We start from the raw sequence: 21,475 nt of genomic DNA on the forward strand, positions 1-21,475 counted from the left end.
TGGTCCGCAACCGCGCTCGGCTCGGTGCCTGCTCCCGGGGCTCGGTCATCTCATCCGGGGGGCCGCGTCCACGGCGCGTCCGACGCGCTCGACCATGATCGCCATCTCGTATCCGATCTGTCCGATGTCCGCGGACGGGCCGGTCAGCACGGCGAGGTGCGAGCCGTCGCCGACGCTCATCAGCAGCACGAACCCGTGCTGCATCTCGATGATCGACTGCAGCACCGCGCCGCCGTCGAAGAGGCCGGCTGCGCCCGCGGCCAGGCTCGCCAGACCGGACGACACCGCTGCCATCTGCTCGGCGCGGTCGATCGGCAACTCGGCGTTGCGGGCGATCACGAGTCCGTCGACCGACACCAGCACGGCGTGGGCGACTCCGGTCGTCTCATGCACGAATCTGGAGACCAGCCAGTCGTATTGGCCGTTCGGGCCGGCAGGGGTGGAGTGGTCGGTCACCATGACCTCGATCCGTTGTCGTCGTGGGATTGGTCGGGAGCGCCCGTGGCGGCTCGCCGCGCACGTTCGACGCCCTGCTTGTAGCGGCTCAGTTTCGCGCGCAGCGCCTCCGGATCGCGCAGGGGGGCGCCTTCCGGCTGCGGGCTGTGCGGTGCGGTTGCGGCGCCCGTCGGCTCGATGCTGCCCGGCACGATGTACCGGCCCGGCTGGCGGCCCGGCAACGGGCTGTCGCTGTCGCCTCCGCTCCGCGAGTGCTCGTCGGTCGCAGCCTGCGCGGCCCGCCACGCCCGGTCGGTGGGCTCGGACGACCACGGCAGGTCGCCGTCGGTCCGCAGCCAGCGCGAGCTGATCGACTGGAAGATCGGGGTGTCCTCGACACGTGGCGGGGCGGGTGCTGGGTCCGCGGCCGGTGGATGGCGCTGGACGGGAATCTCGACAGTTGCGGGCCGCGCCTCGCGAGTCCCGGTGAAGAACGCCACCGCGCCCAGCGAGCGTTCCGGCGCCGATGCCGACCCGGCGATCGGCGAGACCCACTCCTCGCCCGTGGACCGGTCGGCATCGGGTGACGGGGGTCCTCCCGCCGGCGAACCCGCAGCCGGCGGGCGTGCGGCGGCAGCGCCGCTGAACGAGCCACCGAACGAACCGCCCAGCGACGCCGCGCCGGTCTGTGTGGTGACCCCGGTCGCGCCGGGGCGCCGCCGTGGCAGGCCGGCCTCGGTCTGCTCGAACTGCTGCTGCGGCTCGGCGCCGGCCACAGCAGTGGCCGGCTGCGCTGCGGGTGCTGGCTCAACCGCTGGTTGTCCGGCCGGAGCCGGCCCGGCCTCCGGAGTCGGCTCAACTGCGGCAGGCGCACGCCATACCGGAGCCGACGTGGTGTCCGGGGCGCGCAGCACCTCGGCCGGCACGTGCACCGCGGCGACGGTGCCAGTGGCTCCGGCAGCGGTCTTCCGGCCGGATTTCCCGCTCGCGGTCGAGCGCAGCCGCACCCGTATGCCGTGGCTCTGACTCAGCCGGCCGACCACGAAAAGGCCCATGTGGCGCGTGGTTTCGACTCCGAAGCGGCCGCCGGCCTGGAGGTCTTCGTTCAGCTTCTCCAGTGCGGCAGCCTCGATGCCGAGCCCACTGTCCTCGATCTCCAGCAACACCCCGCCGTCGATGGCGCGGGCGCCGCTGACCTGCACCCGAGTGTGCGGTGGCGAGTAGCCCAGCGCGTTGTCCACGAGTTCGGCGACGATGTGGACCAGGTCGGTGGCGACGTCCGGATCGACGATCTGGTCGGGGACCTGGCCAACATCCACCCGCTGGTAGTCCTGCACTTCGGAGATGGCGGCGCCGATGACCTGTGCGGCAGCGAGTGCCTCGTTGCGGTGCCGCCCCTCGTTGCCGGCGAGCACCATCAGGCTCTGTCCGTTGCGGCGCATCCGGGCCGCCAGGTGGTCGAGCCGGAAGAGGCTGTCCAGGCGGGCCGAGTCGTCTTCGCTGCGTTCCAGCTGCTCCAGCAGGTTGAGCTGCTGGTTGACCAGCGAGGTGTTGCGCCGTGACAGGGTCTCGAACATGTCGGTCATCTGGCGGCGCAGGCTGGCTTGCTCGGAGGCGAGCCGGATCGCCCGGTGCTGCATGCCGTCGATTGCGCGGGACAGCTGGCCGATCTCCTCGCGGTTCGGCAGCGCGACACTCTGGATGCGGCCCAGCCCCTGGCCCGACTGCACCCGCTCGATCGCGGCCGGCAGGTGTTCCTCGGCGACGTCGATCGTGCTGCGGCGCAGTTGCGCGATGGGCCGCACGAGCAGCCGTCGCGAGATCCACAGCGCGAACAGCACGGTGAGCAGCAGCAGCGCCAGGATCAGGGCGATCTGCAGCAGCGCCGATCGCCGTGCGGTGTCGGTCTGCCGGGAGACGTGAGCGGACGCCTCCTTGACCGCTGCCTGGTAGATGGGCCGGTAGGACTGGGTCACCGGCGGGGTGATGTTCTTGACGTCCTGGAGCGTGCCGTAGCTGCTGAGCGTGAGCCGGGACGATGTCGCCGACTGCTGCGTCGTGATGTCCACGTCGGGCAGGTCGGCCTGAACCCGGTCCAGCGAGTCCCGTTCACCACCGACGTCTGCGGACAACTGGATGCGCAGATCGTTGGTGAAGCTGTCGGCCGTCGCCAGGTCCATGCGTTCGCCGGCCAGGTGGCTCTGTGCGGTGACGACGTCGTGCAGCGCGCTCAGCTTCGGGTCCGAGCGGATCGCATTGAGGTCGTCGACGACCGCAAGCACGTCGGAACTGACTGCACCGGGCGCGATGCTGGCCGTGTTCGCGCTGGGGGAAGATGAGTCGAGCGGCCCTGCGGTGCCGAGCGCGCCGTCCAGCAGGCTGCGCTGGTGGGCGGTGAGCTGGGAGGAGCCGATGGCGTCCTGCAACGCGCTGCGGGCCGTGCGGAAGCGCGCGCGATCGGCCTGGATGGCTTCGGCGTCGGACGGTGTGCGCACGATCTCCGTCGCCAGGTCCTGAGTCGCGGCGAGAAAGTCGATCGCCGGTTCGAGGACGTGGTAGCGGGTTTTCGCCTGTGACGCGGACTCTGCCTGCGACCTGGCGTTGACCGCCCGCAGTCCGACCAGCACGGTCGCGAAGATCAGCGGCAGTGCGAGCGCGGCGACGACCTTGCGCCGCAGCGACCAGTCCATCGGTGGCCAGAAGGTTCTGGTCGGTGCGTTGGCAGGGGTGGACGCAGACGCCGTCGCCTCGGGGGGTGGTTCGGGCATGTGTCGTTCGTCTCTTCCGATCGGGTGGCGCACCGGAGCACTCCGTCTCCGGGAGCGCGCGACGAATCTCACCGCAGCGGATGCGCCGCAGCTCGAATGCGTATGCCGACAGAGGGGTCGCCTCGGCAAACCTTCGATGAAGGCCCGGAACGGCGCACGCGTCCACCAGCATGCACCACAACGCAGGCGCGCGGGGCGGAATGGTGCAGAACGCCTCGGCCGAGGCTTCAGGCACTCGGCAGGGCCACGGCCCGTGCCGCCGCCGCGAGCGTGGCCGCGACCGCATCCACCGCGCGTGGTCGCGGCGGGGCGCCATACGTCACCACGTGCACCTGCCGGGTGGCCGGCAGCCGCGTGACGCGGACCCCCGGATGCTGGTGTACGGACAGTGCGAGGCCGGGCAGGATGCTGACCAGCGATCCGTGGGCGACGAGCGCCTGCACCGCGAGGTAGTCGTCGGTCGCGAAGCTGATCTCGGGTTCGAAACCGGCGTCGGCGCACAGTTGCACGAGCTGGGCCCGGCACCGTTCGCACCCCGCGACCCAGGAGGTATGACGGTGCGCTCGCAGCGCACGCCGTGCCGTGCGGATGGGCAGGTCACCTGGTTCGACGAGGTACAGATGGTCGGCGAGCACGGTCTCGGTGCGCAGCAGCTCGCTCTCACCCGACTCGTAGGTAAAGGTGACCGCGAGGTCGACGCGTCCGGCGCGCACCAGTTCGATCGCGTCCGGCGGCTCGGCTTCGACCAGTTCGATCGCGACGCCCGGTGCGCTGGTGCGCAGGTCGGCGAGCGCCGCGGGGACCAGGGTGGCTGCGGCGGACGGGAAGGCGGCCAGGCGGACCAGGCCCGATCGCAGCCCGGCGGCGAGCAGCAGCTCGTCCTCCGCGCGCTGGCTGAGCGCGAGGATCTCCTCGGCCCGGCGGGCCAGGGCAAGGCCGTCCGGCGTGAGCCGCACACCGCGCCCGGCGCGCTGCACCAGAACCGTGCGCGTCTCGGCCTCCAGCCGCCGCAGGTGATGGGAGATGGTCGGCTGGCCGTAGTGCAGTTCTCCGGCGGCGGCGGACACCGAGCCGGTGCGGGCGACCGCGACGAGTGCTTGGAGGCGGCGCAGGTCCAGCATTCCGGCAATATATCGACATCATCGTGGAAATATCACTAAAAGATCTATTGGACCGATGTGACATCCGGGCTGCACACTCGAGTGCGTGAGCAACCTGAGCTTTGCCGGAGTCCTGCATGCTGCCGACGTGATCGGCGCCGAACTGCCGCCGACACCGTCCTGGAACTATCCGGCGCTGGACGCCGCGACCGGCTGCCAGGTCGTGGTGAAACACGAAAACGTCCAGCCGACAGGCGCGTTCAAGGTTCGGGGTGGCGTCTCACTGAGTGCTGGACTCACAGCCGAGGAGCGGCGTGCCGGCTTGGTCAGCGCGTCGACCGGTAATCACGCACAGAGCGTGGCGTATGCCGCGCGCCTTGCCGGAGCGCCGGCGGTGCTGGTGATGCCGGTCACCGCGCCCGAGGCGAAGGCACACGCGACCCGGCTGCTGGGCGCCGAGGTGGTCCGGCACGGCGCGACCATGGGCGAGGCGTGCGACTTCGCGGTGTCCCTCGCGGCCGAGCGTGGCATGCGGTACGTCAGTCCCGGTGACGAACCGGCGGTCGTCCACGGGCACGCCACGATCTATCTCGAGCTGCTGCAACGTCATCCGGACCTGGAGGCGATCTACGTGCCGGTCGGCAGTGGTTCGGGTGCGGCGGGCGCGTGCCTGGTGCGTGACGAACTCGCGCCGTCGTGCCGGGTCGTGGGGGTGCAGAGTGCGGCGGCGCCGGCGGCATACAACTCCTGGCGCAGTGGCCGCGTCGAGCAGGCGGAGTGCCGGACTCGCTTCAGCGGGGTGGCCACCTCCCGTGGTTCGCAGTTGCCGCTGGCCGTCATGCACGAGCGCCTCGACGACTTCCTGCTGGTGGACGACGACGAAATCCTCTCTGCCATGAGACTTTTCAGCACAGCGGCGCACACGCTCGCAGAGGGTGCGGGTGCGGCGGCGCTCGCCGGACTCCTCGCTGACACGCGCCGGCCGCAGCGCTGCGCGGTCGTGTGCACCGGCGGCAACGCCGATGCTGGTGAGATCGCCGACATCGGCGCGCTCGCGGCCGTCGGCTGAGCTCCGTCCACTGGGCGGGTCGTGCGGGGCCGGCGGGCGTTTCGGCGATAGTCTGACGGGCAGAGTGCGGGCGGTGACTGGCCTCCCGCAGGCCCCGACGAAGTGCCAGGAGACTGCCAAGTGGCCACGATTGACGCCCTGCTCGCCCGCGAGATCCTCGACTCCCGAGGCAACCCGACCGTCGAGGTCGAGGTCGCTCTCGACGACGGCACCGTCGGCCGGGCTGCCGTTCCGTCCGGTGCGAGCACCGGCCAGTTCGAGGCGGTGGAGCGGCGCGACGGCGACCCGAAACGCTACGGCGGCAAGGGTGTTCAGGACGCGGTCGACGCCGTGGCGGAAGAACTCGCGCCCCATGTGCTCGGGTATGACGCCAGCGAACAGCGCCTCGTCGACCAGGAGATGATCGCCATCGACGGCACCGACAACAAGGGGCGTGTCGGTGCCAACGCCATCCTCGGGGTGAGCCTGGCCGTTGCGCGAGCCGCGGCCGAGTCGGCGGACCTGCCGCTGTTCCGCTACGTCGGCGGGCCGAACGCGCACCTGCTGCCGGTGCCGATGATGAACATCCTCAACGGCGGCGCGCACGCCGACTCCAACGTCGACATCCAGGAGTTCATGATCGCGCCGATCGGCGCTGCGTCGTTCCGCGAGGCGGTGCGCTGGGGTGCGGAGGTCTACCACGCGCTGAAGAAGGTCCTGCATGACCGTGGGCTGTCCACCGGCCTCGGCGACGAGGGGGGCTTCGCCCCCGACCTGGAGTCCAACCGGGCCGCGCTCGACCTCATCCTGGAGGCGATCACGGCGGCCGGTTACACACCGGGCAAGGACATCGCGCTCGCGATGGACGCCGCGGCCAGCGAGTTCTGCGAGAACGGCACCTACCACTTCGAAGGCGGCGAGAAGACCGCCGCGGAGATGACCGCCTACTACGCCGACCTGGTCGCGTCATACCCGCTGGTCTCGATCGAGGACCCGCTGGACGAGGCAGACTGGGAGGGGTATGCCGCACTCACCCGCGAACTCGGCGACAAGGTGCAGATCGTCGGCGACGACATCTTCGTCACCAACCCCGTCAAGATTCAGCGCGCCATCGACACCGCCGCGGCCAACGCGGTGCTGATCAAGGTCAACCAGATCGGCACGCTCACCGAGACGCTCGATGCCGTTTCCCTGGCGCAGGGCAGCGGCTTCCGGTGCATGATGAGCCACCGTTCCGGCGAGACCGAGGACACCACGATCGCCGACCTCGCGGTGGCGACGAACTGCGGGCAGATCAAGACCGGCGCCCCGGCTCGGTCCGACCGGGTGGCGAAGTACAACCAGCTGATCCGCATCGAGGAAGAGCTGGACGACGCAGCCGTTTACGCCGGCGCAGGCGCCTTCCCGCGTTTCAAGGGCTGACCGAAACGGTTTCCGAGGCTGACCGAAAGGCTTGTAGGTGACACGAGATTCGCGCAGCAAGACCGCTGCGGGTCGGCCGCGCCCGGCGTCCCGGCCGACGACCCCGCGTCGGCCCACCGGCGCGGGGCGCGCCACGCAGGTGCGCACATCGACCCCCAAGCCCGCCGGGGGCCGGGCCGTCCGCCGCAGCCGCTCGCCGCGATCCATGCGGCGGCTCGCGGTGCTCGGCGCCCTGATCATCTTCCTGGCAGTTGTCATCGCGCCGACGGTGCGCTCCTATCTCGCGCAACGGCACCAGGTTTCGGCCCTTCGGGCGCAGGTTGCTGCTCAGCGGGCCAACGTCAAGTCGCTGCAGAAGGAAAAGGCCAGGTGGAGTGACCCTGCCTACGTGCAGGAGCAGGCCGGCCAGCGGCTCGGCTACGCCAAACCCGGCCAGCCGCTGACCGTCTACGTCACCGACGCCAAGTCTCGTGCCGCGGCAGCGAAGCGCGCCGAGAAGAGCCAAACCTGGTACGGCACCTTGTGGAAGTCGGTCGTGTCGGCGGGCGCGCGCTAATCCTCCTGATGACCGGAAACTCTTTGCCGACAGTCGATCCCGACGATCTGGCCGCCGTCGAACGTCAGCTCGGACGGCTGCCGCGCGGCGTCGTGGAGATCGCTGCTCGGTGTCCCTGCGGCTGCCCGGCGGTGGTGCGGACGCTGCCCAGACTGCCCGATGGCACGCCGTTCCCGACGTCGTTCTATGCGACGTGCCCCCGGCTGACCCGGGCGGTCGGCACGCTGGAGTCGCAAGGCCTGATGCGCGAGATGACCGAGCGCCTCGCGGCCGATTCCGAGCTGGCGGGTGCCTACCGGGCCGCGCACGAGGACTACCTCCGCCGTCGCGCCGAGCTCGGCGACGTGCCCGAGATCGAGGGCATCTCCGCCGGCGGGATGCCGGACCGGGTCAAGTGCCTGCATGTGCTCGTCGCCCATGCGATGGCGGTCGGCCCGGGCGTGAATCCCCTCGGCGACGAAGCACTTTCGGCGCTCCCGGCATGGTGGGAAGGCGGCTGTTGCACGGTGTTCACAGAAGGAGTCACCCCATGACCCGAGTCGGCGCAGTCGACTGCGGCACCAACTCGATCCGGTTGCTCGTGGCGGACGTCGACGACGGTTCGCTGACCGACGTCCTGCGACGCATGGAGATCGTCCGCCTCGGCAAGGGCATCGACATCACCGGACGCATCGCACCCGAATCGATGGAGCGCACGTTGCGCGTTGCCGGCGAATATGCCCGCCAGTGCGAGGAACTCGGCGTCGAGCGAGTGCGTTTCGTCGCCACTTCTGCCTCCCGGGACGCCGCGAACGCGGCCGAGTTCACGCGGGGCGTGTCCGACGCGTTCCAGCACTTCGGCACGGTGCCCGAGGTGATCAGCGGCAGCGAGGAAGCGCAGTTGAGCTTCCGCGGCGCGATCAGCGGCGCCGGGTCCGCCGCGCAATCGCCACACCTGGTCGTCGACCTCGGCGGCGGGTCCACCGAGTTCGTGCTGGGTGGCACCGAGGTGGAAGCCGCACGCTCGGTCGACATGGGCTGCGTGCGCTTCACCGAGCGCCACTTGCGCACCGATCCGCCCACCGACGCCGAAATCGCGGGCGCACTGCACGACATCCACGCCGCGATCGACCAGGCCGCCGTCGAGGTACCGCTCGCACGAGCCAGCTCGCTCATCGGGCTCGCCGGGTCGGTCACCACGATCACCGCGAACGCGCTGGGCCTCACGACGTACGACGCGGAGCGCATCGACGGCGCGGAGCTGCCGGTGGACCAGGTGCGCCGATCATGCGACTCGCTGCTGCACGCGACCCGTGCCGAGCGCGCGGCCCTTGGGTTCATGCACCCCGGGCGAGTGGATGTCATCGGCACCGGCGCGCTCATCTGGCGCACCATCGTCGAGCGCGTCCACGACGCGGCGGGTGTGGACACGGTGATCACCAGCGAGCACGACATCCTCGACGGGATCGCACTGAGCGCCGGCCCGTCGCGCGTCGGGTAGCGGGACTCGCGTCCGCAGGCCTCGACCGTCGAAGGTTGCGTATGCCGCGGGCGGATTCGCGTACGCAGGCCTCGACCGTCGAAGGTTAGGTACGTCGCCGCCGGCCTCGCCGGTTGGCAGAATGCCGGCATGACTCGCACCGACCCGACGCGAATTCCCGAGCTGATGTCGCGCGATCGCGGGCTACTGGACGCGCTGCTCGACGCCACCGTCCTCGCGCACGTCGCGTTCGTCACCGCGGACGGCACACCTGGTGTGCTGCCGACCGCGGCCATCCGATGGGGCGACGAACTCCTCGTCCACGGCTCTACCGGCTCGCGCTGGATGCGCCTGGCCGCGGGCGCGCCCGCGGTCGTGTCGATCGCAGTGGTTGACGGCGTCACGGTTGCCCGGTCCGCATTCGAGTCGTCGCTGCTCTATCGCAGCGCGGTGCTGTTCGGGTCTTTCCGGCGGCTCGAGGCGCAGGAGAAGGCTCGGGCACTGGCTGCGGTGACCGACCGTCTCATCCCCGGCCGCGTTGCCGAGGTTCGTGGCTCAACCCCTCGGGAACTGGCCGCGACGATGGTCCTGGCGATGCCGATCCGGGAGTGGTCGTTGCGGGTCTCGGATGACTGGGCCGAGGACCCCGAGCACGATGTCGCCGGCGACGCGTGGGCTGGCCAGGTGCGCTTCGGCGATCGTCCGGCCACTGTGTTGGGCGCCCCGGACCTGCGAGCCGGCATACCCGTGCCCTTGTCCGTCCAGGACTTGCGCGCCCGCCACTGACCTCGAACCTTTCAGCGCACGTGGTGGGCGGGCACTCGTCGACCGCTCCCAGCAGATAATGAGAATCGTTCCCTATTATCCTCGATGTCACACCCGAGGAGGTGCCGGTCGCCGCCGTGCGGCCGGTCCGGAATAGGAGAACGACGATGACTCGTGGACGTCTCGGCCGGTGGTCGGTCGCCCTTGCGAGCAGCCTGGCGCTCGCAACCCTCGCTGCTTGCTCGAGCTCGGGCGGAGGTTCGCACAGCGGCAGCCCGTCAGCCGGGGGCGGCTCGGCCACCGGTTCGGCGGCAAGCGCCGGGTCCGGCACGAAGATCGTCGCGGTCGGCGCGGAGAACGAATACGCCGACGTGATCAGCCAGATCGGCGGCAAGTATGTCGCGACGACTGCCATCATGAGCGATCCCAACACCGACCCGCACACCTTCGAGGCGTCGGCGGGGGTGTCCAAGGCCGTGCAGGCCGCCTCCCTGGTGGTGCAGAACGGCGTCGGCTACGACGACTTCATGGACAAGATCGAGAAGGCGTCCCCGAACTCCGCGCGCAAGGTCATCAACGTCCAGCAGTTGCGCGGCCTGCCGGACAGCACCCCGAATCCGCACCTGTGGTACGACCCGAAGACGATGCCTGCCGTGGCCGCCGAGCTGGTCAAGGACCTGTCGGCGATCCAGCCCGCGCACGCGGCATACTTCCAGGCGCAGGAGACCACGTTCCTCGCGGCGCTGAAGCCGTGGACCACGGCCCTGGCCACGTTCACCAAGGAGCACCCCAACGTGCCGGTCGCCACGACCGAGCCGGTCGCCGACTACATGCTGCAGGCCGCGGGCACTGACAACAAGACCCCATGGAGTCTGCAGGCGGCCATCATGAACGGCACCGACCCGTCGCCGCAGGATGTCGCCACCCAGTCGGGCTTGTTCAAGAACAAGCAGGTCAAGGTGTTCCTCTACAACCAGCAGGTCACCGACGACATCACCGCCAAGTTCCTGAAGGAAGCGCACGCGGCGGGCATCCCGGTCGTCGGCGTCTACGAGACGATGCCGACGGACGGATACACCTACCAGTCCTGGATGCTCGCCGAGCTGGACGCCCTGAAGAAGGCAGTGGTCAGTGGTACCTCCACTGAGAAGCTCTGAGGACGCGCCGGGGACGTATGGCGAGGGCGCCCCGCCGACCGGCGCTGACCTGTTGCGGCTGGACGACGTCAACGTCCGGTTCGGCGACCGGCAGGTGCTGCGCGACGTTGCGTTCGCCATCGAGCCGGGGCAGTTCGTCGGCCTGATCGGCTCGAACGGTGCCGGCAAGACAACGCTGCTGCGGGTCATCCTCGGGCTGCAGCGGCCGACCAGCGGCGCGGTGCATCTCGCCGCAGGCCACGAGCTCGGCGGGGCCGGCCGGCCCCGCCGGGCGCCGCTGGTCGGTTACGTGCCGCAGAAGGTGATGCTCGATCCCGACTTGCCGCTGCGGGCACGTGACGTCGTCGCCCTCGGCATCGACGGTCGCCGCCCCGGCATCGGGCTGCCCTCACGCAGCCGACTGGCGCTCGTCGACCGGCTGCTGGAACAGGTCAGCGCGACCCGGTTCGCCGACTCGCGGGTCGGCGAACTGTCCGGCGGCGAGCAGCAGCGCGTGCTCATCGCGCACGCGCTCATCGGGCGTCCGCGACTGCTGCTGCTGGATGAACCGCTGGCCAACCTCGACCTCAACGCCGGCCAGGACGTGGTGAACCTGCTGGCGCGCCTCGCGCACGAGCAGCAGATCGCCATACTCCTGTCGGCGCACGAGATGAACCCACTGCTGCCGGTGATGGACCGTGTCGTCTATCTCGCCGGCGGCCGCGCCGTGTCGGGCCGCACTGACGAGGTCATCCGGACCGACGTTCTCAGCGGGCTCTACGGCCGGCCGGTCGAGGTGTTGGAGGTGCAGGGCCGGGTGCTGGTCGTGGCCGGGCTGGAGACACCGGACCTGCCGGTGGTCTCGGCCGGCGCGCGGGCAACCCGGTGACCGCCGTGTGGGACGCGATCTTCCAGGCCGGCTTCTTCAGCAGTGACGAGGTGCAGGTGGCGCTGGTCGTCGGTGGCGTGGTGGCCGTGGTGTCCGGGGTCGTCGGGGTGTTCGCGGTGCTGCGCGGGCAGTCGTTCGCGGGACATGCCCTGGCCGACGTCGGCTCCACCGGCGGGTCCGGAGCGTTCCTGGTGGGCGCGCCACCGATGTGGGGATTCCTCGTCTTCAGCGTCGCGGGTGCGGCGCTGATGGAGCTCATCGGCATTCAGCGGGCCCGCGGGCGCGACCTCGCGACCGGCATCGTGCTGGGCGGCGCGCTCGGCCTGTCGGCGCTCTTCCTCTACGAGGACACCACCGTGCACAACACGACCGGCGCCACGATGACGGTGCTCTTCGGCTCCATCTTCGCGATCAGCAGCAGCCTCACCCCGTGGGTGGTCGCCCTGAGCGCGATCAGCACGGCCGGGGTCATCGTCTGCTACCGGCCGTTGCTGCTCGCCTCGGTGCATCCCGACCTCGCGGCAGCGGCCGGCGTGCCAGTGCGGCAGATCGGTGCGGTCTTCCTGGGCTCGCTGTCGGTCGCCGTCGCTCTCAGCTCCATCACGATCGGGTCCATCCTGTCCACGGCTCTGCTGATCGGCCCGGCGGCGACTGCCGTCCGGCTCGCCCGGCGGCCCGGCCTGGCCATGCTCTGGTCGGCGCTGATCGCGGTCGTCTCCGTCTGGCTCGGCGTGCTGCTCGCCTACGACAGCTACACCTGGCCACCGAAGCACCAGGCGTGGCCGGCCAGCTTCTTCGTCGTGGCGGTGGTTTTCCTGTTCTACCTGGGCGCCGACGCCGGCGTCTCGTTGCGTGCCCGGCTGCGTCGTCCGGCGGCCGGCCAGGTCGCGGGCGACGGGCCGGCCCCTGCGGGGGTGAGCGGCTGATGTTCACCGGTTTCATGGTCAACACCTGGATCGTCGCGAGCATCGTCGCCCTGATCGCGGGCGTCGTCGGCTCGTTCGTGGTGATGCGCGGCACCGCCTTCGCGGCGCACGCCATCCCGCAGGGTGCGTTCGCCGGCGCGGCACTCGCCGGTCTGATCGGGGTCGACACGATCCTCGGGCTCGGCGTGTTCTCCGTGATCGCGGCGCTCGGCATCGGCTGGCTGGGCCGCCGTGGCCGGCACGATGTCGCCGTCGCGCTCTCGCTGGTCGTGCTGCTCGCGCTCGGCTCGCTCTTCCTGAGCTGGAACACCGACTACGAGCCGGAGATCTTCTCCCTGCTCTTCGGGGAAGTGCTCGGCATCAGCAGCGACCAGGTCGCACCGACCGTGGTGCTGGCAGTGGTCACCATCGCGCTGATGGTGGTGCTGTTCCGTCCGCTGCTGTTCTCCTCGGTGCTGCCCGAGGTCGCCGAGGCGACCGGCCTGTCCACTCGGGCCATGGACCTGATCTTCCTGATCGTCCTGGCGCTGGCAACGAGCATGACGCTGCCGGTGGTGGGCGCGCTGCTCATCTTCAGCCTGATGATCGGGCCGCCCGCAGCGGCACGCTCGGTCACGGCGAATCCGATGACAGCACTGGGGATTTCGGTGGTTCTCTCGCTGGTGACCGTGTGGGTGTCGATCGCGCTGGCCTATCAGTGGAACCTGCCGGTCGGCTTCTTCGTGGGCACGATCTCCGCCCTCTGGTATGCCGTGGGCCGCGCCTGGCTGGCCTGGACGCGCAGGCGCCGGCGGGTCGCCGGGGACGACGTGGCCGAGGTCACAGTCCAGGCGGCACCGCTGGGTCGGTGTCGCCGGTGAGGTGGTCGTCAGCGTCCCGACGACGTTCGCGAAGCTGACGATCGACGACTGGCTGGACACCGTGCTGACCCAGGTGCACATTCTGGGAGCAGTGGTGTGGCTGGGCGGCTATAACCAGGTGGTGCTGCTGCCGCAGATCGAGCGGGCCTTGCGCGACGGCGACCGCATCACAGTCCGGCACGCGGTGCCCACGCACTTTCCGAAGGTGGCGCTCGTCGAGGCGGTGCTTGGGTTCGCCGTGCTCTGCATCGTGCCCTTCCTGACCGGCTCGGCGCGCAAGGAGTCGGGGAGCGGCGCGGCAGCCCCCTTCGACGGCCGGATCCTGTTCGTCGGCCTCGTGCTGGTCGCCACCATGCTCGCGTCGTTCTGGGCAACCGGGCAGCTGGCACGCGCCCGCACCCGTCGACCCCACCTGGCCCCCGTGCCCGACCCGGCCGACTGACCGGACATCGGTGCGGCTGAGCCGGACCACGCAGCATCGAGCGCGCGCCGCCTGCGTACGCTGGCACTCGCCCTCGTAGCCCAATTGGCAGAGGCAGGCGACTTAAAATCGCTCGAGTGCGGGTTCGAGTCCCGTCGGGGGCACCCGGATGCTCATCAAGAGCAGGTCGAGGGCCCGGGCGCCGAACCAGAAGCGAGGGGTGGACCCCATTGGGAAACGGCGTAGTTGTGCTGTCCGGGCCGCCGTGTTCCGGCAAGTCCGAGGTCGCTCGCCTGCTGTCGTCGCACTGGTCGACCACCGGGCGGCACTGCATCGAGGTCGACGCGGTCTTCACCATGCTGCTGCCGGGGTCGGACCGGAACAGTGCGGACAGAATGCTTGCGTATGACGCCGCTCACGCGGTCGCTCGCGCGCTCCTCGACCGCGGTCACACACCGATCCTCGAATGCACCTACAGCCGGCGGACCCAGCGGGCGGCTCTGGTGCAGGCGATCGCCGACCTCCCGGCGACCCCGCTGTGGGTCGTGGAGTTCTCAGTGTCTCCCGACGAAGCCGTCCGCCGTTTCCGGCAGAGCGCGGCGCACCGGGCGACGGACCTGACCGAGCACCTCGTGCGCGAACGGGCAGCGACCTTTCCCTACACCGATCGGGCTCTGCGGTTGAGGGACGACGATGCGTCCCCGGCGACCCGGGCACGGGAAATCTCCGGGTGGATACATCGCGAACCGGATCCTGTGGACAGGAACACCTGGGCAGCGGCGGGAAAGGACTGAGTTCGCTCCGCGCACTTCGCTCACTGCGCGGAACACCACGCCCCCCGCTCGCGTTGACTCATGTGACGGGTGTGGCGCACGCACGGCACTAGACTGTGTGCCAGAAATTGTTTGCATCCGGTTTCGACCACAGTAAGGGGCTGTCATGCCATCAAATCCGGTGTTCAACCGGTTCAACGACGACCTGTCCAAGGGGCGGTTGCCCGAGGCCCAGCCCCAATACGGCCAGTTCGGCACCCCGGAGCAGCAGCAGGCTGCACGCTACGGGTACCCCCAGCAGGGGTACCCGCAACAGGGTTACCCCCAGCAGGGTCAGTTCGGCCAGCCGGCGCCCGACTTGGAGAAGATGTATGGCGCGCCGGCCGCGACAGCGGCGCAGTCCGGCCGGATGACGCTCAACGACGTGGTCACCAAGGCGCTCGGCCTCTTCGGGGTGCTGCTCGTCTTCGCCGCGATCGGCTGGTTCGTCGGCAAGGAGAACCAGGGCGCCGGCATGGCGCTGTGGCTCGGCGGCATGTTCGTCGGCCTTGCGATCGGCTTCATCATCTCGTTCAAGCGGGTCATCTCGGTGCCGCTGATCGTGGCGTATGCCGTCTGTGAAGGCCTTTTCGTCGGAGCGGCGAGTGGTTTCTTCAACACCGTCTACCCGGGCGTCGTCGCCGAGGCGGTCCTCGCCACCCTGTGCGTCTTCGCGGGCATGTTCGCCGGCTGGAAGTTCGGGCTGATCCGCGTCACCGACCGCTCCCGCAAGATCTTCGGGCTGATGGCGATCGGCTACCTGCTGTTCGCACTTGTCAACGTGGTGCTCGTCTGGACCGGTGCCATCGGCAACCCGTTCGGCGTCGGCGGCACCGGCCCGCTCGGCATCATCATCAGCGTCATCGCGGTCGGCCTCGCGTCCTACTCGCTGGCCATCGACTTCGACTCCATCCAGCGTGGCGTCAACGCCCGGCTGCCGGAGAAGTACTCCTGGCTGATGGCGCACGGTCTGCTCGTGTCGGTCGTCTGGCTCTACATCGAGCTGCTGCGCCTCTTCGCCCGCCTGCAGAGCCGCTGATCCTGGCGGCGGACAACGCTCCACAGATCGAGCACGCGGTCCCGTCGGACCGCGTGCTCGATCTGTTTGCCGTGCCCGCGGACCTGCGCGCGCTGCCCGGGGGCCAGGGCGGTTCGGTCCTCGCGGGGGATCTGGTGCTCAGTCCCGGCCGCGACGCCGTCATCGCCGATGCGCTCAGCCCCGTGGTCGCCCGGCTCGCGGTCACTCTCGACACACGGCCGAAGCGCCGCCCGCGCGACCTGCGCATCGCCATGCCCATCCCCGCGCGGGACGGCAGCTGGACGGTCGAGGGCTGGAGCGCGAGCCGCTACGAGCCCGGCACGGTGACGTGCTCCGACCCGGCCGTGGTGCGTGCGGCCGGTGCGCTGCTGCACGCCGAATTCGCTTCTGCCGTCACGGACTGGCCGCTCTCGCGGCAAGAGCCGCGGCACCGGTGGGACCGTGCGGAGCGGGCTGCGTTCGGACCGGATACCCCGGATCTCGGCTCGTACGCCGCGGGCCAGGCCGCTCTCGCCGCCGATCTGCTCGCCCTGCGCGACGGCCAGCCGATCGGCCCGGCCCAGCTGGTCCACGCCGATCTCGCCGGGAACGTGCTGCTGGACGGTGCCGGAGCCCCGGTCGTCATCGACGTCGCACCCTACTGGCGGCCGATGTTGTGGGCCGATGCCGTGTGCGTCCTGGATCTGGTCAGGTGGTTCGGCGCCGACCCGGGGCTACTTCGCGACTGGACGGCCGGCGCGCGTCGTCAGGCGATGATCCGCGCCGCGGTCTTCCGGGTGCTGTCCGACATCGATCCCGACGTCGAGCGCTACCGCTGCACGCTGGAATCGCTGCTAGGGAAGTGACCGGCGCAGCTCGGTCAGGCCCCGGGAGACCAGTTCGTCCAGGCCCGCGCGCCGGGCGTCATACACCATGACCGTGAGCTGATCGAGGAGCGTCGCCGGCCCCAGCTCCGGTATGGCGAGCCGCTCCCGGCCGGCAGCCTCTCGTGTCGAGTCCGCTAGCTGCTGCGCGAATCCCCGCAGCAGTGCTGCGTTTTCGACGGCAACCGGTTCGGGAAGCTCGCGCCATCGCCGGGCGATCCGGCGCAGCTCGGCCGGAATGTCCTCCACGGGTCCGGAGCGCTCAGGAAAGCCGCTCGTAGATGATCGCCATGCCCTGGCCGCCGCCGACGCACATCGTCTCCAGGCCGAGGGTGCCGTCGGCCTCCTGCAGCCCGTTGAGCAGCGTGGTGGTGATGCGCGCACCCGTCGAGCCGAACGGGTGGCCGAGGGCGATCGCGCCGCCGTGGACGTTGAGCTTGTCGAAGTCCATGCCGAGGTCGTCCGCCGACGGCAGCACCTGGGCGGCGAACGCCTCGTTGATCTCGTAGAGGTCCAGGTCGGCGATCGTCATACCCGCGCGTTGCAGCGCCTGACGTGACGCCTCGACCGGGCCGAGGCCCATGATCTCGGGGGAGAGGGCCGAGACGCCGGTCGACACGACGCGGGCGAGCGGCGTGATGCCGAGTTGCTTCGCCTTCGTGTCGCTCATCACGACCACGGCCGCGGCACCGTCGTTGAGCGGGCAGCAGTTGCCGGCGGTCACGGTGCCGTTCTCCCGGAAGACCGGCTGCAGCGTCGACACCTTCTCCAGGGTCACGCCGGCGCGCGGGCCGTCGTCGGTGCTGACCACAGTGCCGTCCGGCAGGGTCACCGAGGCGATCTCCCGGGCGAAGAACCCGTCGGCGATCGACTGCTCGGCGCGGTTCTGGCTGGTGACGCCCCACTCGTCCTGGCGCTCGCGGCTGACGCCACGCAGCGTCGCGACGTTCTCCGCGGTCTGCCCCATTGCGATGTAGATGTCGGGCAGGTTGCCCTCGTCGCGCGGGTCGGTCCAGGTGCTGTTGTCCTTCGCGATCTGCTCGCTGCGGGCGATGGCGCTCGCGAACTTCGGGTTCTGCGAGTCGGTCTTGCTGCCTCCGGCACCGGAGAACGCGGCATAGCGGGACACACATTCGACGCCCGCGGAAATGAAGACATCGCCTTCACCCGCCTTGATCGCGTGTGCGGCCATCCGCGTGGTCTGCACCGACGAGGAGCAGAACCGGTTGACCGTCGCACCCGGCAGGTGATCCCAGCCGCCGAGCACCGAGACGACGCGCGCCATGTTGCTGCCGTGTTCGGCCGATGGCTCAGCGCAGCCGAGGTAGAGGTCTTCGACGAGCTTCGGATCCAGCCCGGGCACCCGGTCCAGCGCCGCCTGGATCACTTGCACGCTCAGGTCGTCCGGCCGGATGTCCTTCAGCGACCCCTTGAACGCGCGGCCGATCGGCGTGCGTGCTGCGGCGACGATGACTGCTTCGGGCATGTGGTCCTCCGTTGTGGCACCTGGGCTCCGTTCGTTGCGCCGTCAGTGTAGGAGGCTGCTCTGGTGCACCTTCGCCCGGTTCAGCCGCGCAGCGCCTCCGCCGCGGCGGCGATCACCTCCGCGTCGCCGCCCTGGCCCGGTTTCCAGGGCACGGCGAGGCCGTCCTCGGCATACCGGGGGACGACGTGCAGGTGGAAGTGGAAAACGGTCTGCCAGGCAGCGGCCCCGCAGCAGTTGATCAGGTTGACACCGTCGGCAGGCAGCGACGACAGGGCGCGCTTGGCGATCTCCTGTGCCTTGAGGACCACGCTGGTCAGGTCGGCCGGGCCGATCGTCGTCAGGTCGGTCGTATGCCGCTTGGGTATGACGAGGGCATGCCCTCGCGTGCCGGGGTTGATGTCCATGAAGACGTAGGTGTCCTCGTCCTCGGAGACCTTCGTCGAGGGAATCTCACCCGCGATGATCTTGCAGAAGATGCAGTCAGCGGCCTCGGCATTCATGGCACAGATTCTACTGTCCGGTGCCCTCCACTGTCTGGCGTCCGGCCCGTTCGGTCTCGTCCTGCCCCGTCCCGGGCTCGCCTGCCTCCGCTTCGGGTCCGGCCGGCTCGGCGGGCAGCGGCTGCCGGTGACGGCGTAACAGGACCGCCCACGGGCCGCGGACATTGCGGGCGACACCGTCGACCTGGGTGCCGGACACCTCCGTGCCGGGATCGCGAGCTGCCCGTCTCGCCGCGGACGAGACGGTCCGCACTGCCTCGCCACGCATCCGGTCCGGTTTGCGGCCGGTGTCGGGAGAGGTCTGGCCGAGCGCGTCGAGCACGCTGGGCAGCAGCGCCGACGCAGCACGCGCGTAGCCGGCCGCCGACGGGTGGAAGCGGTCCTTGGAGAACATCACGGACGGGCTGTCGGAGAACTCGTGGCCGAGCAGATCGCCGAGTGACACGGTCCGGCCGCCGAGTTCCACCACCGCCACGGTCTGCGCCGCCGCGAGGTGTCGCGACCACCGCCGGGCCAGTTGCCGCAGCGGCTGCGGCACCGGCTTGATGACGCCGAGGTCCGGGCAGGTGCCGACGACGACCTCGCTGCCCGCGTCGCGCAGCCGGCGGACTGTCTCAGCGAGATGGGCGACTGCATCGGTCTGGGACAGCCGGCTGGTGACGTCGTTGGCGCCGATCACTATCAGTGCCACGTCCGGGTGCGGCAGCTGCGTGAACGCCAGCTCGAGCTGACCGTCCAGGTCGGGGGAGGTGGCCCCCACGACGGCGACGTTGACCAGCCGCACCGGGCGGCCCGCGTGGGCAGCCACGGCGTTGGACACGATCGCGCCGACGGTCTGGGTGGCGTTGTCGGCGCCCATGCCCTTGGCCGTCGAGTCACCGAGCACCAGAAGCTCGATGGGTTCGCCGGGCCCGGCCCCGTAGATTCCGTTGTCGTCCGGTGCCCCGTCGAACGGCTGGCCGACGACGCGCCTGGCGATCAGCGCCTCGCCCTTGAGCACACCCCAGCCCCCAAGGACGCCGGCGGCGCCCACTCCGGCGCCGCCGGCGACATACGTCGCTGCCTTGCGCGCTATCGATCCCCGACTCATGGTGCTCCGGATCACCCTCCACTTGCGCCTCGTCCGTGGCCCCATGCTCTCACTCGGCTGCTCGGCCGCCGTCGCCGACTGAGTGGCACGCGCCACAGGACGATCCGGCATCTGAGACGATCGACCCATGAAGTTCGCGGAGCACATCGTCGAGTTGGTGGGCGGAACGCCCTTGGTCCGGTTGTCGAAGGTCACCGAAGGGATCGCCTGCACCGTCCTGGCAAAGGTCGAATACGTCAATCCCGGCGGCTCGGTCAAAGACCGCATCGCCCTGCGGATGATCGAGGCTGCCGAGGCGTCTGGAGCCCTGCAGCCCGGCGGGACCATCGTCGAGCCGACCTCGGGCAACACCGGTGTCGGCCTGGCACTGGTGGCGCAGCGGAAGGGCTACCAGTGCATCTTCGTGTGCCCCGACAAGGTGAGCGAGGACAAGCGCAACGTGCTGAAGGCGTATGGCGCAGAGGTCGTCGTCACGCCGACGTCGGTGCCGCCGGAGCACCCGGACTCCTACTACAGCGTCTCCGATCGCATCGCCGCGGAGACGCCGGGCGGCTGGAAACCCGATCAGTACTCCAACCCCGAAGGTCCCAACTCCCACTACCACTCGACCGGACCGGAGATCTGGGCCGACACCGACGGCGAGCTGACCTCGTTCGTGGCCGGCATCGGCACCGGCGGCACGATCACCGGCACCGGCCGCTTCCTGCGCGACGTGTCCGCTGACCGGGCGGGCGGCCGGGTGCGGATCATCGGCGCCGACCCGGAAGGCTCGGTCTATTCCGGTGGTTCGGGACGGCCGTACTTGGTCGAAGGGGTCGGCGAAGACATGTGGCCGCGAGCCTACGATCCGTCGGTCGTCGACGAGGTCATCGCGGTCAGCGACGCGGAGTCGTTCGAGATGACCCGTCGCCTCGCGCGCGAGGAAGGACTGCTCGTTGGCGGATCGTGCGGTATGGCGGTCGTCGCTGCGCTCCGGCACGCGGCGACGCTGCCCGCGGAGGCGACGGTCGTGGTGCTGCTGCCCGACTCGGGCCGTGGCTATCTGTCCAAGATTTTCGACGACGAGTGGATGGCCAGCTACGGCTTCTTGCCCGGTCAGGCGGACGGCCGCACGGTCGGCGACGTCCTCGCCGCGAAGGTGGGCGGCTTGCCGGCGCTGGTGCACACGCACCCGAACGAGACGATCCGCGACGCGATCGAGATCCTGCGCGAATACTCCGTCTCGCAGATGCCCGTCGTGAAAGCGGAGCCTCCGGTCATGGCCGGCGAAGTCGCCGGGTCGGTCAGCGAACGCGAACTGCTCGACGCCCTGTATGCCGGCTCGGCGCATCTCGCCGACCCGGTCGAGCACCACATGGAGGCGCCGCTGCCGATGATCGGCGCGGGCGAGCAGGTGTCGGCCGCGCGCGAGCTGCTGGGGAAGCACGACGCGCTGATGGTGGTCCAGGACGGCAAGCCGGTCGGTGTGCTGACCCGCGCCGACCTGCTCGGCCTGCTGGTCGACTGACCCCCGGGTCGCCGGATTCGTTGGAACGGCGCCGATTTGGAAGTTCCGCGCTCCGTGGGCTACTGTTCTACATGTCAGCCCAACGGGGCGCGAACGGAGAGCGAGAGCTCACCGGGCAAAGCTCACGGACGACTGGATGATCGGATTTTGTGTCCGGCCAGGAGCCTGCTAGGCTGACAACGTCGCTCGGAGCCAAGTGCGCGAGAGTCGAGATCATCGACTTGCCGCCCAAGAGACGAGCGAAACAACGAAAAGCAGTCCTTGTCGACAGCCGGATACCGGCGACTCGATAAGTGTCTGGTCGTTTTTTGAGAACTCAACAGCGTGTCGAGTGATTGATGCCAATTGTTTGTTGGTTGATTGGTTTTGTAGCATTTTTTGCTCTTGATCAGT

At 69.8% G+C, this 21,475-nt stretch carries 23 protein-coding genes and 1 tRNA gene; 16 read left to right on the forward strand and 8 right to left on the reverse strand.

What is annotated here, in order from left to right; all coding sequences use genetic code 11:
• Positions 1-45 precede the first annotated feature (45 nt).
• From EFY87_RS06710 to EFY87_RS06720, 3 genes are all read right to left on the reverse strand, one after another.
• Positions 46-459, reverse strand: coding sequence for a roadblock/LC7 domain-containing protein (locus tag EFY87_RS06710; RefSeq protein ID WP_123270692.1), 414 nt, complete (start codon positions 457-459; stop codon positions 46-48).
• On the reverse strand, positions 453-3,203 hold the full coding sequence (locus tag EFY87_RS06715; RefSeq protein ID WP_148043269.1) for a sensor histidine kinase: 2,751 nt from the start codon (positions 3,201-3,203) through the stop codon (positions 453-455). Before EFY87_RS06715 ends, EFY87_RS06710 begins: the two co-directional genes overlap by 7 nt.
• Before the next feature lie 227 nt (positions 3,204-3,430).
• The gene (locus tag EFY87_RS06720) at positions 3,431-4,324 is read right to left on the reverse strand and encodes a LysR family transcriptional regulator (RefSeq protein ID WP_123270694.1); all 894 of its coding nucleotides are present in this window, start codon (positions 4,322-4,324) and stop codon (positions 3,431-3,433) included.
• Between the two features lie 85 nt (positions 4,325-4,409).
• Between EFY87_RS06720 and EFY87_RS06725 the strand changes: the two genes are divergently transcribed.
• From EFY87_RS06725 to EFY87_RS06795, 15 genes are all read left to right on the forward strand, one after another.
• Positions 4,410-5,372, forward strand: a complete 963-nt coding sequence (locus tag EFY87_RS06725; protein WP_123270695.1) for a threonine ammonia-lyase — start codon at positions 4,410-4,412, stop codon at positions 5,370-5,372.
• A 120-nt stretch (positions 5,373-5,492) separates the two neighbouring features.
• On the forward strand, positions 5,493-6,773 hold the full coding sequence (eno, locus tag EFY87_RS06730; protein WP_123270696.1) for a phosphopyruvate hydratase: 1,281 nt from the start codon (positions 5,493-5,495) through the stop codon (positions 6,771-6,773).
• 37 nt (positions 6,774-6,810) lie between these two features.
• Positions 6,811-7,329 (forward strand): FtsB family cell division protein, encoded by a 519-nt coding sequence (locus EFY87_RS06735; RefSeq protein ID WP_148043270.1) that lies wholly within the window; start codon positions 6,811-6,813, stop codon positions 7,327-7,329.
• Positions 7,330-7,337: 8 nt separating this feature from the next.
• Positions 7,338-7,862 carry a DUF501 domain-containing protein gene (locus EFY87_RS06740; RefSeq protein ID WP_123270698.1) on the forward strand — a complete coding sequence of 175 codons (525 nt, stop codon included), beginning with the start codon at positions 7,338-7,340 and terminating at the stop codon, positions 7,860-7,862.
• A complete protein-coding gene (locus EFY87_RS06745; RefSeq protein ID WP_123270699.1) occupies positions 7,859-8,809 on the forward strand; it encodes a Ppx/GppA phosphatase family protein in 951 nt (316 codons plus the stop codon). The genes EFY87_RS06740 and EFY87_RS06745 overlap by 4 nt, the downstream gene beginning before the upstream one ends.
• Positions 8,810-8,938: 129 nt before the next feature.
• Entirely contained in the window at positions 8,939-9,574 is a 636-nt protein-coding gene (locus tag EFY87_RS06750) for a pyridoxamine 5'-phosphate oxidase family protein (protein ID WP_123270700.1), read from the forward strand.
• Positions 9,575-9,720: 146 nt separating this feature from the next.
• Entirely contained in the window at positions 9,721-10,710 is a 990-nt protein-coding gene (locus EFY87_RS06755) for a metal ABC transporter solute-binding protein, Zn/Mn family (protein ID WP_123270701.1), read from the forward strand.
• Entirely contained in the window at positions 10,685-11,578 is an 894-nt protein-coding gene (locus EFY87_RS06760; RefSeq protein WP_220093537.1) for a metal ABC transporter ATP-binding protein, read from the forward strand. Before EFY87_RS06755 ends, EFY87_RS06760 begins: the two co-directional genes overlap by 26 nt.
• Positions 11,575-12,504 carry a metal ABC transporter permease gene (locus tag EFY87_RS06765; RefSeq protein ID WP_123270702.1) on the forward strand — a complete coding sequence of 310 codons (930 nt, stop codon included), beginning with the start codon at positions 11,575-11,577 and terminating at the stop codon, positions 12,502-12,504. Before EFY87_RS06760 ends, EFY87_RS06765 begins: the two co-directional genes overlap by 4 nt.
• Complete coding sequence (locus EFY87_RS06770) at positions 12,504-13,364, forward strand: metal ABC transporter permease (RefSeq protein ID WP_123270703.1); 861 nt, start codon at positions 12,504-12,506, stop codon at positions 13,362-13,364. The genes EFY87_RS06765 and EFY87_RS06770 overlap by 1 nt, the downstream gene beginning before the upstream one ends.
• A gap of 1 nt (position 13,365) precedes the next feature.
• Positions 13,366-13,806 carry a hypothetical protein gene (locus EFY87_RS06775; protein WP_123270704.1) on the forward strand — a complete coding sequence of 147 codons (441 nt, stop codon included), beginning with the start codon at positions 13,366-13,368 and terminating at the stop codon, positions 13,804-13,806.
• Between the two features lie 69 nt (positions 13,807-13,875).
• Positions 13,876-13,949, forward strand: a tRNA-Leu gene (locus EFY87_RS06780).
• Positions 13,950-14,015: 66 nt separating this feature from the next.
• Entirely contained in the window at positions 14,016-14,579 is a 564-nt protein-coding gene (locus tag EFY87_RS06785; protein WP_158607534.1) for a P-loop nucleotide/nucleoside kinase family protein, read from the forward strand.
• A gap of 145 nt (positions 14,580-14,724) precedes the next feature.
• Positions 14,725-15,636 (forward strand): Bax inhibitor-1/YccA family protein, encoded by a 912-nt coding sequence (locus EFY87_RS06790; RefSeq protein WP_123270706.1) that lies wholly within the window; start codon positions 14,725-14,727, stop codon positions 15,634-15,636.
• Between the two features lie 53 nt (positions 15,637-15,689).
• A complete protein-coding gene (locus EFY87_RS06795) occupies positions 15,690-16,481 on the forward strand; it encodes an aminoglycoside phosphotransferase (protein WP_245988508.1) in 792 nt (263 codons plus the stop codon).
• On the opposite strand, the gene EFY87_RS06800 is transcribed toward EFY87_RS06795, so the two are convergent.
• From EFY87_RS06800 to EFY87_RS06815, 4 genes are all read right to left on the reverse strand, one after another.
• Positions 16,470-16,748, reverse strand: a complete 279-nt coding sequence (locus EFY87_RS06800) for a hypothetical protein (protein ID WP_123270707.1) — start codon at positions 16,746-16,748, stop codon at positions 16,470-16,472. The genes EFY87_RS06795 and EFY87_RS06800 overlap by 12 nt on opposite strands.
• Positions 16,749-16,761: 13 nt before the next feature.
• Positions 16,762-17,985, reverse strand: a complete 1,224-nt coding sequence (locus EFY87_RS06805) for an acetyl-CoA C-acetyltransferase (protein WP_123270708.1) — start codon at positions 17,983-17,985, stop codon at positions 16,762-16,764.
• Positions 17,986-18,065: 80 nt separating this feature from the next.
• Positions 18,066-18,485: an HIT family protein gene (locus EFY87_RS06810; protein WP_123270709.1), complete on the reverse strand. Its 420-nt coding sequence runs from the start codon at positions 18,483-18,485 to the stop codon at positions 18,066-18,068.
• Between the two features lie 10 nt (positions 18,486-18,495).
• Positions 18,496-19,575, reverse strand: a complete 1,080-nt coding sequence (locus EFY87_RS06815) for an SGNH/GDSL hydrolase family protein (RefSeq protein ID WP_123270710.1) — start codon at positions 19,573-19,575, stop codon at positions 18,496-18,498.
• A 127-nt stretch (positions 19,576-19,702) separates the two neighbouring features.
• Here EFY87_RS06815 and EFY87_RS06820 point away from each other — a divergent pair, with 127 nt between their 5' ends.
• Positions 19,703-21,082, forward strand: a complete 1,380-nt coding sequence (locus tag EFY87_RS06820) for a cystathionine beta-synthase (RefSeq protein WP_123270711.1) — start codon at positions 19,703-19,705, stop codon at positions 21,080-21,082.
• Between the two features lie 213 nt (positions 21,083-21,295).
• Here EFY87_RS06820 and EFY87_RS20650 read toward each other — a convergent pair.
• Positions 21,296-21,475: hypothetical protein (locus tag EFY87_RS20650; RefSeq protein ID WP_220093538.1), on the reverse strand; the 180-nt coding region annotated here is incomplete at its 5' end.

Source organism: Flexivirga caeni (genome assembly GCF_003724155.1).
GTDB lineage: Bacteria > Actinomycetota > Actinomycetes > Actinomycetales > Dermatophilaceae > Flexivirga > Flexivirga caeni.

Coding starts and splice junctions, on each gene's coding strand:
- EFY87_RS06710 (WP_123270692.1), bottom strand. CDS start 459: ATGGTGACCGACCACTCCACCCCTGCCGGCCCGAACGGCCAATACGAC.
- EFY87_RS06715 (WP_148043269.1), bottom strand. CDS start 3,203: ATGCCCGAACCACCCCCCGAGGCGACGGCGTCTGCGTCCACCCCTGCC.
- EFY87_RS06720 (WP_123270694.1), bottom strand. CDS start 4,324: ATGCTGGACCTGCGCCGCCTCCAAGCACTCGTCGCGGTCGCCCGCACC.
- EFY87_RS06740 (WP_123270698.1), top strand. CDS start 7,338: ATGACCGGAAACTCTTTGCCGACAGTCGATCCCGACGATCTGGCCGCC.
- EFY87_RS06745 (WP_123270699.1), top strand. CDS start 7,859: ATGACCCGAGTCGGCGCAGTCGACTGCGGCACCAACTCGATCCGGTTG.
- EFY87_RS06750 (WP_123270700.1), top strand. CDS start 8,939: ATGACTCGCACCGACCCGACGCGAATTCCCGAGCTGATGTCGCGCGAT.
- EFY87_RS06755 (WP_123270701.1), top strand. CDS start 9,721: ATGACTCGTGGACGTCTCGGCCGGTGGTCGGTCGCCCTTGCGAGCAGC.
- EFY87_RS06770 (WP_123270703.1), top strand. CDS start 12,504: ATGTTCACCGGTTTCATGGTCAACACCTGGATCGTCGCGAGCATCGTC.
- EFY87_RS06790 (WP_123270706.1), top strand. CDS start 14,725: ATGCCATCAAATCCGGTGTTCAACCGGTTCAACGACGACCTGTCCAAG.
- EFY87_RS06805 (WP_123270708.1), bottom strand. CDS start 17,985: ATGCCCGAAGCAGTCATCGTCGCCGCAGCACGCACGCCGATCGGCCGC.
- EFY87_RS06810 (WP_123270709.1), bottom strand. CDS start 18,485: ATGAATGCCGAGGCCGCTGACTGCATCTTCTGCAAGATCATCGCGGGT.
- EFY87_RS06815 (WP_123270710.1), bottom strand. CDS start 19,575: ATGAGTCGGGGATCGATAGCGCGCAAGGCAGCGACGTATGTCGCCGGC.
- EFY87_RS06820 (WP_123270711.1), top strand. CDS start 19,703: ATGAAGTTCGCGGAGCACATCGTCGAGTTGGTGGGCGGAACGCCCTTG.